This is a genomic window from Geodermatophilus sp. SYSU D00691, from assembly GCF_054050275.1.
The window spans coordinates 46,090-61,199 of sequence record NZ_JBJGYZ010000027.1 but is presented as its reverse complement, the minus strand read 5'-3'; the positions used below and the strand labels follow the sequence as shown (position 1 = coordinate 61,199).

At 75.5% G+C, this 15,110-nt stretch carries 18 protein-coding genes; 8 read left to right on the top strand and 10 right to left on the bottom strand.

From position 1 onward, the window contains the following. Positions 1 to 172 precede the first annotated feature (172 nt). The 4 genes from ACI797_RS18855 to ACI797_RS18840 are packed head-to-tail and all read left to right on the top strand — an operon-like array spanning position 173 to position 3,069. Positions 173 to 1,846 carry a nitrite/sulfite reductase gene (locus tag ACI797_RS18855; protein ID WP_456860275.1) on the top strand — a complete coding sequence of 558 codons (1,674 nt, stop codon included), beginning with the start codon at positions 173 to 175 and terminating at the stop codon, positions 1,844 to 1,846. Beyond that, positions 1,843 to 2,013, top strand: coding sequence for a hypothetical protein (locus tag ACI797_RS18850; protein WP_456542938.1), 171 nt, complete (start codon positions 1,843 to 1,845; stop codon positions 2,011 to 2,013). Before ACI797_RS18855 ends, ACI797_RS18850 begins: the two co-directional genes overlap by 4 nt. Beyond that, complete coding sequence (locus ACI797_RS18845; RefSeq protein WP_456860273.1) at positions 2,010 to 2,720, top strand: phosphoadenylyl-sulfate reductase; 711 nt, start codon at positions 2,010 to 2,012, stop codon at positions 2,718 to 2,720. The genes ACI797_RS18850 and ACI797_RS18845 overlap by 4 nt, the downstream gene beginning before the upstream one ends. A gap of 52 nt (positions 2,721 to 2,772) precedes the next feature. Next, positions 2,773 to 3,069, top strand: coding sequence for a 4a-hydroxytetrahydrobiopterin dehydratase (locus ACI797_RS18840; RefSeq protein ID WP_456860271.1), 297 nt, complete (start codon positions 2,773 to 2,775; stop codon positions 3,067 to 3,069). Here the strand turns inward: ACI797_RS18840 and ACI797_RS18835 are convergent. The 4 genes from ACI797_RS18835 to ACI797_RS18820 all read right to left on the bottom strand — a co-directional run bounded on the left by ACI797_RS18835 (position 3,066) and on the right by ACI797_RS18820 (position 6,820). Further along, a complete protein-coding gene (locus ACI797_RS18835; RefSeq protein WP_456860269.1) occupies positions 3,066 to 3,440 on the bottom strand; it encodes a VOC family protein in 375 nt (124 codons plus the stop codon). The genes ACI797_RS18840 and ACI797_RS18835 overlap by 4 nt on opposite strands. A 76-nt stretch (positions 3,441 to 3,516) precedes the next feature. After that, positions 3,517 to 5,448 carry a PhoX family protein gene (locus tag ACI797_RS18830; RefSeq protein ID WP_456860267.1) on the bottom strand — a complete coding sequence of 644 codons (1,932 nt, stop codon included), beginning with the start codon at positions 5,446 to 5,448 and terminating at the stop codon, positions 3,517 to 3,519. A gap of 125 nt (positions 5,449 to 5,573) precedes the next feature. Beyond that, positions 5,574 to 5,966 carry a DUF3037 domain-containing protein gene (locus tag ACI797_RS18825; protein ID WP_456860265.1) on the bottom strand — a complete coding sequence of 131 codons (393 nt, stop codon included), beginning with the start codon at positions 5,964 to 5,966 and terminating at the stop codon, positions 5,574 to 5,576. Further along, on the bottom strand, positions 5,963 to 6,820 hold the full coding sequence (locus ACI797_RS18820; RefSeq protein ID WP_456860263.1) for a HipA family kinase: 858 nt from the start codon (positions 6,818 to 6,820) through the stop codon (positions 5,963 to 5,965). Before ACI797_RS18820 ends, ACI797_RS18825 begins: the two co-directional genes overlap by 4 nt. A 36-nt stretch (positions 6,821 to 6,856) precedes the next feature. Here ACI797_RS18820 and ACI797_RS18815 point away from each other — a divergent pair, with 36 nt between their 5' ends. Then, positions 6,857 to 7,393, top strand: coding sequence for a DUF1990 family protein (locus tag ACI797_RS18815; protein ID WP_456860261.1), 537 nt, complete (start codon positions 6,857 to 6,859; stop codon positions 7,391 to 7,393). On the opposite strand, the gene ACI797_RS18810 is transcribed toward ACI797_RS18815, so the two are convergent. Genes ACI797_RS18810 through ACI797_RS18800 form a run of 3 tightly spaced genes read right to left on the bottom strand, consistent with a single transcriptional unit; the run spans position 7,390 to position 9,888 of the window. Then, a complete protein-coding gene (locus ACI797_RS18810) occupies positions 7,390 to 8,118 on the bottom strand; it encodes an ABC transporter permease (protein ID WP_456860260.1) in 729 nt (242 codons plus the stop codon). The two genes, ACI797_RS18815 and ACI797_RS18810, sit on opposite strands and share 4 nt — an antisense overlap. Next, positions 8,115 to 9,017 (bottom strand): ABC transporter ATP-binding protein, encoded by a 903-nt coding sequence (locus tag ACI797_RS18805; protein ID WP_456860259.1) that lies wholly within the window; start codon positions 9,015 to 9,017, stop codon positions 8,115 to 8,117. Before ACI797_RS18805 ends, ACI797_RS18810 begins: the two co-directional genes overlap by 4 nt. A 49-nt stretch (positions 9,018 to 9,066) precedes the next feature. After that, on the bottom strand, positions 9,067 to 9,888 hold the full coding sequence (locus tag ACI797_RS18800; protein ID WP_456860258.1) for a formate/nitrite transporter family protein: 822 nt from the start codon (positions 9,886 to 9,888) through the stop codon (positions 9,067 to 9,069). 246 nt (positions 9,889 to 10,134) lie between these two features. On the opposite strand from ACI797_RS18800, the gene ACI797_RS18795 reads away from it, so the two are divergent. The 3 genes from ACI797_RS18795 to ACI797_RS18785 are packed head-to-tail and all read left to right on the top strand — an operon-like array spanning position 10,135 to position 12,519. Next, positions 10,135 to 11,391: a BtrH N-terminal domain-containing protein gene (locus ACI797_RS18795; RefSeq protein ID WP_456860257.1), complete on the top strand. Its 1,257-nt coding sequence runs from the start codon at positions 10,135 to 10,137 to the stop codon at positions 11,389 to 11,391. A gap of 10 nt (positions 11,392 to 11,401) precedes the next feature. Beyond that, entirely contained in the window at positions 11,402 to 12,100 is a 699-nt protein-coding gene (locus ACI797_RS18790; protein WP_456860256.1) for a monooxygenase, read from the top strand. Continuing rightward, the gene (locus tag ACI797_RS18785; protein ID WP_456860255.1) at positions 12,097 to 12,519 is read left to right on the top strand and encodes a protein-tyrosine phosphatase family protein; all 423 of its coding nucleotides are present in this window, start codon (positions 12,097 to 12,099) and stop codon (positions 12,517 to 12,519) included. The genes ACI797_RS18790 and ACI797_RS18785 overlap by 4 nt, the downstream gene beginning before the upstream one ends. On the opposite strand, the gene ACI797_RS18780 is transcribed toward ACI797_RS18785, so the two are convergent. The 3 genes from ACI797_RS18780 to ACI797_RS18770 are packed head-to-tail and all read right to left on the bottom strand — an operon-like array spanning position 12,516 to position 14,997. Next, on the bottom strand, positions 12,516 to 13,643 hold the full coding sequence (locus ACI797_RS18780; protein ID WP_456860254.1) for a serine hydrolase domain-containing protein: 1,128 nt from the start codon (positions 13,641 to 13,643) through the stop codon (positions 12,516 to 12,518). The genes ACI797_RS18785 and ACI797_RS18780 overlap by 4 nt on opposite strands. Before the next feature lie 36 nt (positions 13,644 to 13,679). Beyond that, positions 13,680 to 14,396, bottom strand: coding sequence for an FAD-binding oxidoreductase (locus tag ACI797_RS18775; protein ID WP_456860253.1), 717 nt, complete (start codon positions 14,394 to 14,396; stop codon positions 13,680 to 13,682). Next, positions 14,389 to 14,997: a sulfite oxidase-like oxidoreductase gene (locus tag ACI797_RS18770; protein ID WP_456540653.1), complete on the bottom strand. Its 609-nt coding sequence runs from the start codon at positions 14,995 to 14,997 to the stop codon at positions 14,389 to 14,391. The genes ACI797_RS18775 and ACI797_RS18770 overlap by 8 nt, the downstream gene beginning before the upstream one ends. Positions 14,998 to 15,110 lie beyond the last annotated feature (113 nt).

Here is a 15,110-nt window from a genome sequence, read left to right as displayed (position 1 = left end):
CGTCGCGCGTCTGCACATCGATCTGGCGCTCGTGTCCAGCGCCGGTTGTCGCGCCGCGCGCTGACACCGGTCCCCCCTCGCAGCGACGCGGCTGCGCCCCTCCGGCCACAGCGCCCCACTCCGCCCGGGCGGTGAGACCCGCGCGCGGACCGGCGCAGAAGGAAGTTCCCTCGTGACCACCCCTCCCCGCACCAGCAAGCGGCCCGAGCGCGGCCAGGGCCAGTGGGCGCTCGGCTACCGCGAGCCGCTCAACCCCAACGAGCGCTTCAAGAAGGACTCCGACGGGCTCGACGTCCGCGAGCGGATCCTGAACATCTACGCGCACACCGGGTTCGACGGCATCGACCCGACCGACCTGCGCGGCCGCATGCGGTGGATGGGCCTCTACACGCAGCGCCGTCCCGGCATCCCGGGTGGCAAGACCGCCGTCCTGGAGGCCGAGGAGCTCGAGGACCCGTACTTCATGCTCCGCGTGCGCATCGACGGCGGGCAGCTCTCGGCCGACCAGCTGCGGGTCATCGGCGCGATCAGCACCGAGTTCGGCCGGGACGTCGCCGACGTCACCGACCGGCAGAACGTGCAGCTGCACTGGATCCGCATCGAGGACGTCCCCGAGATCTGGCGCCGCCTCGAGGAGGTCGGCCTCTCCACCACCGAGGCCTGCGGCGACACCCCGCGCGTCATGCTGAACTGCCCGCTCGCCGGGATCCTCGCGGACGAGGTCATCGACGCGACGCCGGCGGTGCAGGAGACGGTCGCCAAGTACATCGGCAGCCGCGAGTTCAGCAACCTGCCGCGCAAGTGGAAGACGTCGATGTCCGGCTGCGTCGACCACTGCACCGGGCACGAGATCAACGACGTCTCCTTCGTCGGCGTGGTCAACGCCGACGGCGAGGCCGGCTACGACCTGTGGGTCGGCGGCGGCCTGTCGACCAACCCGAAGCTGGCCCAGCGGATCGGCGTCTTCGTCCGCCCGGAGCTGGTCAGCGACGTGTGGGCCGCCTGCACCGCGGTGTTCCGCGACTACGGCTACCGCCGCTCGCGCAACCACGCCCGGATCAAGTTCCTCATGGCCGACTGGGGCCCGGAGAAGTTCCGCCAGGTGCTGCAGGACGAGTACCTGGGCCGCGAGCTGCCCGACGGCCCGGCGCCGGCGCCCGCGAAGAACGACCAGCGCGACCACGTCGGCGTCGTGCGCCAGAAGGACGGGCGCAACGCCCTGGGCTTCGCCCTGCGCACCGGCCGGATCAGCGGCTCGCTGCTCACCCGCGTCGCCGAGCTCGCCGACCAGTTCGGCGAGGGGCGGGTCCGGGCGACCGCGCAGCAGAAGCTGGTCATCCTCGACGTGCCCGACGAGAACGTCGAGCCGCTGGTCGAGGCCCTCGCCGCGCACGACCTGCAGGTGCGGCCGAGCGCCTTCCGCCGCGGCACCATGGCCTGCACCGGTCTGGAGTTCTGCAAGCTCGCCATCGTCGAGACCAAGCAGCACGCCCAGGACCTCTACGCCGAGCTGGAGAAGCGGCTGCCGGAGTTCGACACCCCGCTGTCGATCAACGTCAACGGCTGCCCGAACGCCTGCGCCCGGTTCCAGACGGCCGACATCGGCTTCAAGGGCTCGATGGTCCGCGACGACAACGGCGAGATGGTCGAGGGCTTCCAGGTGCACCTCGGCGGTCACCTCGGTGTCGACGCGGCGTTCGGCCGCAAGTTCCGCGGGCACAAGGTCACCAAGGCCGAGACGGCGGACTACTGCGAGCGGGTGCTGCGCGGCTTCCAGGAGCGGCGCGAGCCGGGCGAGAGCTTCGCCGCCTACGTCGCGCGGGCCGAGGAGGCCTGGCTGCTGTGACGGAGGGGACGGGCGGGGGAAGGAGCCGGCAGCTGCCGGTGTTCCACTGCCCGTACTGCGGGGACGAGGAGCTCGTGCCGTACGAGGAGGAGCCCGGCGCCTGGCAGTGCGAGGCGTGCCTGCGCGCCTTCGCCGTCCGACTGATCGACACGGGAGTGCAGCGATGACGACCGCCGTCCGGCCCACGCCGGAGCTGGCCGACGAGGCGAACGCCCGCTTCGAGGGCATCGCCGACCCGGTGGAGCAGGCGCTCGCCGTCCTCTCCTGGGCCGGGCGGACGTTCGGCGACGACTTCGCGATCACCTCGTCGATGGCCGACGGGCTGCTCACCCACCTGGCCAGCACCGCGATCCCGGGCGTCCGGGTGGTCTTCCTCGACACCGGCTACCACTTCGCCGAGACGATCGGCACCCGCGACTGGATCGCCAGCGCGCTGCCGATCACGCTGGTGAACGTCACCCCCCCGCAGACCGTCGCCGAGCAGGACGCCGAGCACGGCGCGGCGCTGCACGAGCGCGACCCCGACCTGTGCTGCTCGCTGCGCAAGGTGCAGCCGCTGGCCGCCACCCTGGCCTGCTTCACCGCCTGGGGCTCGGGCATCCGCCGCGACGAGTCGCCGACCCGTGCCGGCACCCGGCTGGTCGACTGGGACGCCAAGCGGGGCATGGTCAAGGTCAACCCGATCGCGGCCTGGACCCAGGAGGACGTCGACGGCTACGTCGAGCGCCACCAGGTGCCGGTGAACCCGCTGTTCGAGCTCGGCTACGGCTCGATCGGCTGCGCGCCGTGCACCCGCCCGGTGGCGCCGGGCGAGGACGCCCGCGCCGGGCGCTGGGCGGGCCGCGGCAAGACGGAGTGCGGCCTCCACACCTGACAGAGGAGCGGGACGCTGGAACGAGGCCGTTCCAGCACGGCACGATGGCCGCATGGCCCGTCCTCCGCGCCTCTCGCCCGACGAGCTGTCGGCAGCCCTGCACGGCCTGCCCCTGTGGTCCGGCGACGGCGAGGGCATCCACCGCACCGTCGAGCTGCCCAGCTTTCGGGACGCCGTCGGCGCGATCACCGCGATCGCCGACGTGGCCGAGGAGCTCGACCACCACCCCGACGTCGACCTGCGCTGGCGCACGCTGCACCTGCACCTGGTCACCCACTCCGCCGGCGGCGTGACGGCGAACGACCTCGAGCTCGCCCGCCGCATCGATGCCCTGCTGCCCGGTTCCTAGGCGAGCGGGCAGAACAGGTCGACGCGGTACCCGTCGGGGTCGGCCACGGTCGCGTAGCGCTGCCCCCACGGGGCGTCGAACGGCTCCAGGGCGACGGTGTGCCCGGCGGCGCGCACCCGCCCGGCCACCTCGTCGACCTGCGCCGGGGAGTCGCACAGCACGGCGAACGCCGAGGTGTTCCCCGCGCGCGGCTTCTCGCCGGACATGCCCTCGATGAGCGCGGCGCTGTCGATCATCAGCCGGATGCCCGCGTCGGCCTCGACGTGCTGGGTGTCGGCCTCGAGGGGCGGGAACGAGAAGCCCAGGAGCTCGTAGAAGGCGACGGTCCGGGCGAGGTCGGTGGCGCACACGCCCACGGCGGCGATCTGCATGCCCGCCGGTCTACACCCGACCCCCGACAGCTCCCGGCGCCGGGAGCAGGTCTGCCCCCGGCGCTGGGAGCGGGGGTCAGGTGCCGATCACGCCGCCGTCGTCCTTGGTGACGACGACGGTCGCCGAGCGCGGCGTGGCGAGACCGTCCTCGGCCGGCCACACGCTCTGCCCGTTCTCCCCCGGGTGCTGCACGTTGACGAACATCGTGCGCTGGTCGGGGGTCATCGCGATCCCGGTGATCTCGCACTGCTTCGGCCCGGTGAGGAACCGGCGGACCTCCGGGCGGCCCTGGGCGTCCACCCGGTACGGGTCGGCGGCCAGCATCTGGTTGTTGGCCCCGCCGGGCTGGGTGCCGTCGGTCTGGATCCACGCGCGGCTGTCGGGGTCCAGCCACAGCCCGTCGGGCGAGCCGAAGGCGTCCTCGGCCGCGATGTCCGAGCCGTCGGCACCGCCGGGCCCGGCGAGCAGGAAGATGTCCCAGGCGAACGACGTGGCGGCGTGGTCCCCGCCCTGCTCGTCCCACCGGACGATGTGGCCCCACGGGTTGGCCGCGCGGGGGTTGGCCGGGTCGGGCGTCTTCCGGTCGGCGTTGTTGGTCAGGGTCAGGTAGGCGGTCCCGGTGCGCGGGTCGACGGCGGTCCACTCCGGCCGGTCCATCGGCGTCGCCCCCAGCAGGGTGGCGGCCTGCCGGGTGTTGACCAGGACGGCGCCCTGGTCGGCGAAGCCGTTGGCGGCGGTGAGCGGGCCCTGGCCGTGCACCAGTGGCAGCCAGATGCCCTGCCCGGCGGCGTCGAACCGCGCGACGTAGAGGGTGCCCTCGTCCAGGGGGCTGCGGCCGCGGGCCCGCATCGACGTCCAGTTGTCCTCGCTGACGAACTTGTAGAGGTACTCGAAGACCTGGTCGTCGCCCATGTAGACCACCACGCGGCCACCCTTGCTCACGTGGACCGTGGCGTCCTCGTGCTTGAGCCGGCCGAGCGCGGTCCGCTTCACCGGGGTCGAGCGCGGGTCGAACGGGTCGATCTCGACCACCCAGCCGAAGCGGTTGGGCTCGTTGGGGTCGTCCCGGGTGACGACGAACCGCGGGTCGTGCGCCGCCCAGCCGTTGCGGTCGCCACCGACGCCGTAGCGGCTCACCAGCGCCGCGCTCTCGGGGTCGAGCGGGCCGTCGACCCGGAAGTAGCCGTTGAAGTTCTCCTCGCAGGTGAGGTAGGTGCCCCACGGCGTCTCGCCGTTGCCGCAGTTGTTGATGGTGCCCAGCGGCGTGCGGCCCTGCGGGTCGGCCTTCGTCCTGAGCAGCCGGTGCCCGGCGGCCGGGCCGGAGAGGGCCATCGGGGTGGTGGCGGTGATCCGCCGGTTGCGCGACGAGCGCGTGTGCCCCCACTCCCCGGAGCGCTTCTTCTCGATCTCGACGACGCTCACGCCGTGGGCGTTCTGCGACTTCCTCACGCCCTCGGCGGTGGTCGGCTTGTAGCCGGCCACGTAGCCGGCGGTGTGCAGGTAGAACTCGTCGGTGTACTCGTGGTTGAGCACGAGCAGGCCGCGCTCGCTGCCCCGGGGGCCGTTCTCCAGCGGGAAGAACGTCATGCCGTCGTGGTGCATGCCGACCTGCTGGGCCTGCTGGTCGGCGGTGTTGCCGGCCGTGCGGCCCGCCTCGCCCGGGGTCCCCGGGACGAACTCGGGGTAGGAGCCCAGCAGCGGCGTCCCCCACGGGATGAGCGTGCGGGCCGTGTAACCCGGCGGGACCTGGACCACGTCGTCGGTGCTCGGGCCGATGGGCTGGAAGCCGAGCAGCGGCCGTCCGCCGCCCGGGGCCGCCTGCGCGGCCGGGGGCGAGATCAGGCTCGTGGTCAGGAAGCCGGCGGCGGCCAGCAGGCCCCCGCCGAGCACCGCGCGCCGGGACAGGCGGGCGTCCACCAGGTCCGACAGGGGCGTGCTGCTGGTGGTGTTCGACGGGTGGTCGTCGGGGTCGGGGACGTCGACGACCGGGTCTGCCCAGACGGTCATGCAGGGACTCCACAGGGGTCTCGGAGGACGGTCACCGGGACGCTAGGAAGCCCGCGTGACCGCCAGGCGACGGTGGATCGGACTCTCCGTGTCCTCTGCCGTCACCCTCCGTTCACCGAGTGCGGCTAGGAGCCGCCGACGGGGAGCACGAGCAACCGGAACAGCCGATCGGCCTCGGCGTCGGGGTCGTCGGTGAGCCCGGTGTGCACCGGACCGGGCTGGACCACGGTGCTCCGGGGAGCGGTGAGCCAGCGGAACCGCGACCCGAGCGCCTCGCGCCCGGCCGCGCCCGCGACCGGGTCGGCGGCGCAGACGTCGGCCGCGGCCTGCAGCGCGCGGCCGATGGCCTCGGCGTCGGCCGTCGGGTCCAGCGCCCGCAGCCGGTCGGGGTCGAGGTGCACCCGCGAGCCGAGGTAGTCGCGCTGCCGGCAGTAGACCAGGACTCCGGCGTTGAGCACCTCGCCCCGCTCGACCCGCGGCACGACGCGCAGCACCGCGTACTCGAACGTGTCCCTCACCGCTGCGTCACCCCCTCGGGCGGCGGCGGGCCCAGCCAGCCGGGCCGGTTCTCCCCGCGCGGCGCCTTCCGGCGCCCCGCGCCCCCGGCGGCGGCCGCGGCCACCAGCCCCGGCAGCCACGCGTCGCGGGCGGCGAGCCGGTCCAGCAGCTGGACGGCGTAGCGGGCGCGGACGTCGTCCGGGCCCTCCTCCGGCGACGGGCCGGCCAGCCATCCGTCGGGCACCTGCGCGAGCACCTCGTCGAGCAGCGGGCGGGCCACCCGCGGCGCGAGCGCGGCGTCGGCCGCCCCGACGTCCGGCGCGCACTCGACCAGGGCGTGCGCGCTCGCGTCGTACGGCCGGGCGACGGCGGCCGCGGCGCCCGGCCAGTGGTGGTGGAAGGTGAGCGCCGCGCCGTGGTCGATCAGGTACAGCCCGCCGTGCCAGAAGAGCATGTTCGGGTTGCGCCAGGAGCGGTCGACGTTGCCGACCAGCGCGTCGAACCACAGCACCCGGCCGGCGAGCTCCGGCTCGACCGAGGCGACGCCGGCCTCGAAGTCCAGCGCCCCGGGCAGGTAGTCCAGGCCGAGGTTGCGCCCGGCGGAGCGCTGCATGAGCTCCTGCACCTCGGGGTCGGGCTCCCCCACCGCCAGCTCGGCGGCGACGTCGACGGTGGCCAGCGCGGGCACCGGCAGGTCGAGCGCGCGGGCCAGCTCGCCGCAGACCACCTCGGCGACCAGCACGTTCACGCCCTGACCGGCGGCCCGCCACTTGACCACGTAGGTGCCCAGGTCGTCGGCCTCCATGAGCCCCGGCAGCGAGCCACCCTCGCGCAGCGGGGTGACGTAGCGGGTGGCGGTGACGGCGGGCAGCACAGTGCGCAGGACGTTACCGGCAGGGAGGCTGGGCCCGTGGGCCTGTTCCGCGCCGCCGACCCGGCCGCGCTCGCCGCCGCGCCGCTGACGTACGCCGAGGTGGGGGCCACGCGGGGCGACGCGCTGCCCGCCGGCTACGTGCACGGCCGGCGGGAGGCCGTCGTCGGGCACGGCGACGCGGCGTTCGAGCGGGCGGTCGCCGCGGTGTTCGACTGGCGCATGCAGCGGTCACTGGGTCTGCGGGTGCGCGCGACCGGGTCGCCGCGGCACGTCGGCACCGTCGTCGTCCTCACCGCGGGGCTGCCCCGCTTCGGCTACGACATCCCCTGCCGCGTCGTCTGGGCGAGCGCGGACGGCGACGAGCAGGGCTTCGGCTACGGCACGCTGCCCGGTCACCCCGAGAGCGGCGAGGAGGCGTTCGTCGTCACCCGCCGGCCGGACGGAAACGTCGTCTTCACCACGCGGGTGTTCTCCCGGCTGGCCACGCCCGGGGCGCGGCTGGCCGGTCCGGCCGGGCGCCTGGTGCAGTCGCTGGCGCTGGACCGGTACGTGTCGGCGGTGCGGCGGGCCTAGACGTCGCGCCGCTCGAGCAGCAGCGCGGCGACGAGCCAGCCGCCGGCCGCCCACGCCGCGACCACGGCCGTGCCGAGCGGCCAGCCCTCGGCGCCGGCGAGGAAGGCGTCCTCCCCCACCCGCAGCGCCGGCAGCGCCTCGCTGAGCAGCTGGGTCACCCGGCCGCCCTCCGCGGCGAGGATCGGCGGCAGCAGCAGCACCAGGCCGGCGGCCAGCCCGATCCCGCCGGCGCTCGACCGCAGCGCCGCCCCCAGCGCGACGGAGAGGACGACGACCAGCGCCGCCGCCGCCACCTGCAGCCCGAGCGCCCGCACCACGCCGGCGTCGAGCAGCGGGATGCCGCCGGGCACCGCCGTCAGCGTCCGCGCCGCGAACACGCAGCCGATCTCGGCCAGCACGGTGAGGACGGCGGCGAACAGCGCCACCACCACCGTCTTGGCCAGCAGCAGCCGCGTGCGGCGCGGGACGGCGGTGAACGACGACACCGCCGACCCCGAGGTCCACTCCCCCGCCCCGGTCAGCACCCCGAGGACGACGAGCACCAGCTGGCCGAATCCGAACCCGGTGAGCGCCACCGCGACGGCGAAGTCGGCGCGCGGGGCGTCGTCGGTGATCGCGGCGCCGAGCAGGCCCAGCGCGAGGACGACGACCACGTAGACCGCCGCGCACCACCAGGTCGACGCCAACGACCGCAGCTTCGTCCACTCGGACGCCAGCAGGCTCACCGGGGCACCGCCCGGTACTCGACCTCGTCGCCGGTCAGCGCCAGGTACGCCTGCTCCAGCGACGCGGTGACCCGGGTGAGCTCGTGCACCGGCACGCCCGCGGCGAAGGCGACCTCGCCGACGGCGGCCGGCTCGAGGCCGGTCACCAAAAGCGCCCCGCCGTCCCCGGGGTCGACCTGCGCGCCGGAGCGGGCGAGCGCGGCGGCCAGCACGCGCGGCCCCGGCGTGCGCACCCGCACCACCGCGCGGGCCTCCAGCAGCTCGTCGATCGGCAGGTCGGCCAGCAGCCGCCCCCGGCCGACGACGACCAGGTGGTCGGCTGTGTCCTCCATCTCGCTCATCAGGTGGCTGGAGACCAGCACCGTGCGGCCCTCGGCGGCCAGGTCGCGCAGCAGCTCGCGCACCCAGCGGATCCCCTCGGGGTCCAGGCCGTTGACCGGCTCGTCGAGCAGCAGGACGTCGGGGTCGCCGAGCAGCGCCGCCGCGATGCCCAGCCGCTGGCCCATGCCCAGGGAGAAGCCGCCCACCTTCTCGTCGGCCACCTCGCCCAGGCCCACCAGCTCCAGCAGCTGGTCGGCCCGCGACCGGGGCAGCCGGTTGCTCCGCGCCAGCGCCCGGAGGTGTGCCGACGCCGTCCGGCGGGGGTGCCGGCCCCGCGGGTCGATCAGCGCGCCCACCCGGCGCATCGGCGAGTCCAGCTCGCGGTACGGCACCCCCAGCACCGTCGCCGTCCCCGCGGTGGGGCGGGTGAGGCCGACGACGCAGCGCATCGTCGTCGTCTTGCCCGAGCCGTTGGGCCCGAGGAAGCCGGTGACCCGGCCGGGCTCGACCCGCACGGTGAGGTCGTCGACGGCGACCCGCGCGCGGTAGCGCTTGGTCAGCCCGTCGAGCTCGATCACGCCGGACAGGATCGCCGGGGACCGACCCGACCGGCGGGAGGCGCGGCCGTCAGCGCCCCTGCGCAGCCGCCGCCCGCTCGCGCTGGATCAGCTCCTTGCTGCGCAGCAGGCGCAGGAACGTCACCACGAGCAGCCCACCGGCCATGTTGAGCAGCGCCGTGTACCAGAACCAGCTCAGCCAGTCGGCGTAGCCGAACGGGGCCCCGGCGTGCAGGGCCCCGAAGATGATCAGCGAGTCGAGGATCGAGTGGAACAGCGAGAGACCGGCGAGCACGAAGGCGCCGGCGACGGCGGCCACGATCTTCGCGGGGTCCGACGTCGTCCCGTGCTGCATGCGGGTCATCAGGGTCAGCGTGCTGCCGGCGAGCAGGGCCAGGCAGACGGCGCGCAGGTCGAGGGGCGCGTCGACGAAGGTGACCGCCGACTCGACCGCCGTGGGCGCCAGCTGCGGGAACGCGGTCATGATCAGCCACATCACCAGCCAGCCCCCGGCGAGGTTGGCGACCAGCGTGCCGCCCCAGAGCTTTCCCAGCTGCGGCCAGGAGGCGCGCCGCGCGACCACCGCCGTCACCGGCACCAGGAAGCCCTCGGTGAACAGCTCGCTGCGCGCGAGGAGCAGGGCGATGAAGCCGATGCTGAAGGCCAGGCCGGCCAGGAGGTGGCTGCCGGTCTCGGCCAGCACCGCCAGCAGGGCCAGGACGCCGGTGGCCACCTCCAGACCGCCGGCGAGCCCGGTCGCGAGGACCTCCCGCCAGGTGCGGTGCAGCCGCTGGGCGCCCTCGCTGACGATCGTCTCGAACGCCTGCGAGACCTCGTCCTCGGCGGGGGCGTCGGACTCGCCGAGCTCCGCCCGGGTGTCGTAGGTCGTCACGGCGCTGCGGTACCCGGACCGCGCACCAGCACGCCTCCCCGCGCGGCCGGGTGCGGTACGGTCCACCCCGGCGGGCCCCCCGCCGCACCCTCTGACCGGTCGCCCACGCCGCCGGCCCCGCGAGGGCAAAGGGGATCGATGTCCTCGGGGCGACCAGGAACCGTCGGTGTCGTCCACCCTTCGCCGCGGCCCGGTCCGCTCGACGCGTGGGGTCCGGCGGGCTCCGGGCCGCCGAGGGAGACCCCGATGACCCGCCAGAAGCACCTGAAGGACCTCGTCCGCGCGCGCATGGAGCGCACCGGCGAGCGCTACAGCACGGCCCGGCGCCACCTGGCCGGCGCGCCCGAGCCCGACCCCGGCTCCGAGCACGACAGCCTGCTGCTGACCCGCGTGCTCCAGGCCGCCGGGGTCGCCGACCGCGACGGCCGGCCGCTGTCCGAGCCGCTGGTGGCCGGACTCGCCGGGGGCATCGGGTTCATGTACTTCTCGTTCAGCTACGCCGGGCAGCTGCCGACCATGACGATCGTGCCGCGGATCCACCCGCGGCCGTTCGTCGCCGGGGCGCTGGAGCGGGCCGGGATCGCGCACCGCGTCGTCGGGACGACGAGCGCGGCCAAGGCCGCCCGCGAGCTCGACGCCGCCCTCGCCGCCGGCCGCACCCCGGTCTGCACCGTGGACCTCGCCGCGCTGCCGCACCGGCGGTGGGTGGTGGACGTGCCCGGCGCGTCCCCGCACGACGTCGCCGTGCTGGGCCGCGAGGACGGGGCGGTGCTGCTCGACGACGCCCTGGCCGAGCCGGTGCGCCTGCCCGGCGACGCCTTCGCCGCCGCGCGCAGCACTCACCGGCAGAGCAAGCACCGGATGGTCGTCGTCGAGCCGTCGCAGCCCGTCGACCTCGTCCCGGCGATCCGGGCGGCGCTGGCGGTCACCGTGCACGACCTCACGGAGGACGTGATCGCCGGCAACTTCGCCGGCAACTTCGGCCTGCGCGGCATGGCGAAGTGGGCCGACGCCGTCGCCGACCACCGCTCGAGGAACGGCTGGGCGCGGCTGTTCGACAGCCGCCCGGCCTTCCACTCGGCGATGCACCGGCTGCACGACTGCCTGACCGCCGAGTACTCCTCGCCCGGCGCGACGCGGCCCCTGTACGCCGCGTTCCTGACCACGGCGGCCGACCTCCTGGACGAGCCGGCGCTGCGGGAGACCGCCGCGCGGTACGCCGAGGCGGGCCGGCTGTGGACGCGCATCGCCGAGGAGGCGGTCGGCGGGCCGCTGGCCCCGTACCGCGAGCTGTGGGACCGGCGGACGGCGTTGCTGACGACGCCGGACCGCGTCGAGGAGATCCGGGCGGTGGCGGCGGAGGCGGCCGAGCTGATCGCGGACGGGTACTCCGGACAGGCCGACCGGCAGACCCGGCTGGACGCGATCGCCGAGCTCGCCGCGGCCGTCGTCCCGGTGGAGCGCGAGGCCTGCGCGGCCCTCGCCCAGGTGGCGGGCGCCTAGCCTCGGGCGGGTGAGCGGCGACCCGGTGGTGACCCTGCACGTGTGGGGTGTGCCGGGGCGGGCGGTGCCGGCGGCGGTCGCGCGCATGGCGACCGACCGCCGTCCGCTGCGCCGCTCCCCCGGCCTGCGCTTCGCCAAGCTGCTCGGCACCGGCAGCGGCCGCACCTTCACGGTGCGCGACGCCGACCCGCGCCGGTGGGCGGTGCTCGCCGTCTGGGACGACGACGCCGCGGCCGACGCCTTCGACCGCGGGCGCACCGTCGCCGGCTGGCTGCGGCTGGCCGACGAGCAGTGGCGGGCGCGGCTGCGCCCCCTGGCCGCGCGGGGCCGGTGGTCGCGCCGCGAGCCGTTCGGCAGCCCGCGCCCCCGGCGCTGGGACGGTCCGGTCGCCGCCGTCACCCGCGCCCGGCTGGTCCCGCGCAAGGCGGTGACGTTCTGGCGGGCCGTGCCCCCGGTCGCCACCGACCTGCACGCCGGGCCGGGTCTGCGCTTCGCCCTCGGCATCGGCGAGGCGCCGCTCGGGCTGCAGGGCACGTTCAGCGTCTGGGAGTCGGCCGCCGCGCTCAACGCGTTCGCCTACGACCGGCCGGCGCACGCGGCGGCGGTCGCCGCGACCGCCCGGGAGGGCTGGTACGCCGAGGAGCTGTTCGCCCGCTTCGCGCTGCTCGACGCCGCCGGCACGGTCGGCGGCCGCGACCCGCTGACGTGAGCGGCTGGAACCCGGACGGGCCGGGCGTGGTCCGGCTGCCCTCCGGCCGGCTGGTGCGCGGCCGGGGTGTCCGCCGGCCGGCGGTGGACGGGCCCGCGCCGGAGTTCGGGGTGTACCTGCTGGGCCGCCCGCCCCAGCCGGTGCCCTGGGAGTCGACGTGGGTGCGCTGGCCGGACTTCCGGCTGCCGGCGGACCCGGCGGCGCTGCGGACGGCCCTCGCCGACGCGCTGCGGCGCTGCGGCGACCAGCGCGTCGAGCTGGCCTGCGGCGGCGGGCGCGGGCGCACCGGCACCGCGCTGGCCTGCCTCGCCGTCCTCGACGGCGTGCCCGCCGAGGAGGCCGTCGCCTGGGTGCGGGCGCGCTACCACCGCCGCGCGGTGGAGACGCCGGCGCAGGCCCGGTTCGTGCGCAGGTTCTAGACGCTGCGGTGCACCGCGGCCCAGAACCCGGTCGGCTCGTCGTCGGCGCCGAGCATGAACCGCTGGGTCAGCAGCACGGCGGCCAGGTCGCGGGACGGGTCCGCCCAGGCGGAGGTGCCGGTGCCGCCGTCCCAGCCCCACCGACCGGGGGTCTGCCACGGCCGCACCGCCTCGACGTCGACGCCGACGTGCAGCCCCCACGAGCGGCCCGCGCCCAGGAAGTCCTGCACGGGCGCCCGCTGCTCCGGCGTCAGGGCGTCGCGGGTCATCGCGGCCGCGGAGGCCGCCGGCAGCACGGGCCCGCCGCCGGAGGCGATCGCGGTGAGGAACGCGAGCACGTCGGGCGCGGTGCTCACGAGGCCGGAGGACAGGCTCTCGAACCGCGGCGGGCGGGCGAAGACGCCGTCCTGCCCGTCGACCTCCTTGAGCCCGCCCTCCTCGGGCCAGTACTGCACGGCCAGCCGCGCCGGGTCCACCGCGACGAACGCGGTGTCGGTCAGGCCCAGCGGGCCGGTGACCCGCTCGGCCAGCAGCTCGCCCACCGACCGGCCGGTGGCGCGGGCCAGCAGGACGCCGAGCACGTCGCTGCAGGTGTGGTAGTTCCACGTCGCGCCCGGCTGCGCCGACAACGGCAGCCCGGCGAGGCGTTCGAGGTACTCGTCGGGGGCCAGCTCGGGCGGGAAGCCGCTCGGGCCGACGCCGCGCTCGTCCATGGCGTCGGCCAGCGGGCCGATGTCGGGCGCCCAGCCGAGGCCGGCGGTGAAGGTCAGCAGGTCCCGGACGGTGAGCGGCCGCTCCGCGGGCACCGTCTCGTCCAGCGGCCCGCCGCGGCGCGCGGTCACCCGCGGCTCGGCGAACTCCGGCAGCCACCGGGCGATCCCGTCGTCCAGGCCCAGGACGCCGTCCTCGACCAGGGCGAGCGCCAGCGCGCCGCCGAGCGGCTTGGTCACCGACGCCAGCCGGAACAGCGTGTCCGGCTCCATGGGGCGGCCGCCGTCGACCGAGGTCCGCCCGACGGCGATCACCTCGGTCCGGTCGCCGTGCCGGACCGCCGCCACGCAGCCGGGCACCCGGCCGTCGTCCACCTGGCCCTGCAGCAGCCGTGCCACGTGCTCGAAGCGCATGCCGGTCCGACCGGGCGGCGGCCCGGAAGTCATCGGTCAGGCGCTGGGGCCGAACCGCTCCACCCGGATGTCGTGGTCGGGCACGCCGACGTCGAGCAGCAGCTGGCTGGCCGCCTCGGCGAAGCGGGCCGAGCCGCAGACGTACGCCGTCCGCCCCGGCTCCCACAGCGACCGCAGCTCCTCGGCCATCAGCCGCGCGGCGGCCCGGTCGCCGTAGGGCTCGCGGGTCAGCACGATCAGCGCGCCGGCGTCCATGAGCTCCATGGCGTAGGGCAGCTCCACCAGCGTCCGGCTGGAGACGGCGACGCGCAGCAGGTCGGTGCGCCCCAGCCGGCGGGCGTGGCGCAGCATCGCCAGGAACGGGACCACGCCGGTGCCCCCGCCGACCAGCAGCGCCGGGGACTCGCCGTCCCAGACGAACCAGCCGCCGATCGGGCCGCGCACCTCCAACTGGTCGCCGGGCTCGACGGCGTCGGCCAGGTAGGTCGACACCTCACCGTCGTCGAGCCGCTCCACGAACAGCTCGACCAACCCGTCACCGGGCGCCGACGCCACCGAGTACGAGCGCTGCGCCCGGTAGCCGTCGGGCGCGGTCAGCCGGACGACGTAGTGCTGGCCGGCGAGGTGCTCCACCCGGTCGGGCACGTCGAGGCGCAGCTCCACCGTGCGCGGGATCGGGTGGCGCACCGTGGCGACCGTCGCCGTCCGCCAGCCCCCGGCCGGGGCGGACGGGCGGGTCGCGAGCTCAGTCACCCTGGTAGCGCTGCTCACGCCACGGGTCGCCGAGGTCGTGGTAGCCGTTCTGCTCCCAGAACCCCGGCTGGTCGCGGGTCATCAGCGTCAGCTTCGAGACCCACTTGGCGCTCTTCCAGAAGTACAGGTGCGGCACCAGCAGCCGCACCGGGCCGCCGTGCTCGACCGGCAGCGGCTTGCCGTCGTACTCCCAGACCACCCAGGCCTTGCCGCCGGTGACGTGCTCCAGCGGCAGGTTGGTGGTGTAGCCGGTCTTGGAGGTCGCCATGACGAAGTGCGCGTCCTCGGTCGGCTGCGCGGCCTCGAGCAGCGTGTCCACGCTGACCCCGGCGAACCAGGTGTCGAACTTCGACCAGGTGGTCACGCAGTGGATGTCGCCGCGGTACTCGGACCGGGGCAGGGCGTGCGCCTCGTCCCAGGTCCACGTCGTCGGGTTGGCCACCTTGCCGTCGACGGTGATGCTCCACGTCTCCGGGGCGATGCGCGGCGTGGGTTCGGCGGTGAGCACCGGCCAGTCGCGGCCGACGTCGTACTGGCCGGGAGGGAGCCGGGGGTCGCGCTCGCGCCGGCGACCGAAGAAGCCGCGGGTCGGTGTGGTCATGGCGGGCATCCTCCCCCCACCCCGACCCGGGCGGTCAGGGTTCGCCGAACCCTATCGGCAGACCCCAGGTAAGGCTCCCCTTACGAGAGCGCGATCACCTCGTGTTGACATGG

Excerpts from the sequence above, each read along its gene's own strand:
- ACI797_RS18830 (WP_456860267.1), bottom strand. The coding sequence starts at position 5,448 with ATGACCGTCTGGGCAGACCCGGTCGTCGACGTCCCCGACCCCGACGAC.
- ACI797_RS18780 (WP_456860254.1), bottom strand. The coding sequence starts at position 13,643 with ATGCGCTTCGAGCACGTGGCACGGCTGCTGCAGGGCCAGGTGGACGAC.
- ACI797_RS18845 (WP_456860273.1), top strand. The coding sequence starts at position 2,010 with ATGACGACCGCCGTCCGGCCCACGCCGGAGCTGGCCGACGAGGCGAAC.
- ACI797_RS18835 (WP_456860269.1), bottom strand. The coding sequence starts at position 3,440 with ATGCAGATCGCCGCCGTGGGCGTGTGCGCCACCGACCTCGCCCGGACC.
- ACI797_RS18795 (WP_456860257.1), top strand. The coding sequence starts at position 10,135 with ATGACCCGCCAGAAGCACCTGAAGGACCTCGTCCGCGCGCGCATGGAG.
- ACI797_RS18770 (WP_456540653.1), bottom strand. The coding sequence starts at position 14,997 with ATGACCACACCGACCCGCGGCTTCTTCGGTCGCCGGCGCGAGCGCGAC.
- ACI797_RS18840 (WP_456860271.1), top strand. The coding sequence starts at position 2,773 with ATGGCCCGTCCTCCGCGCCTCTCGCCCGACGAGCTGTCGGCAGCCCTG.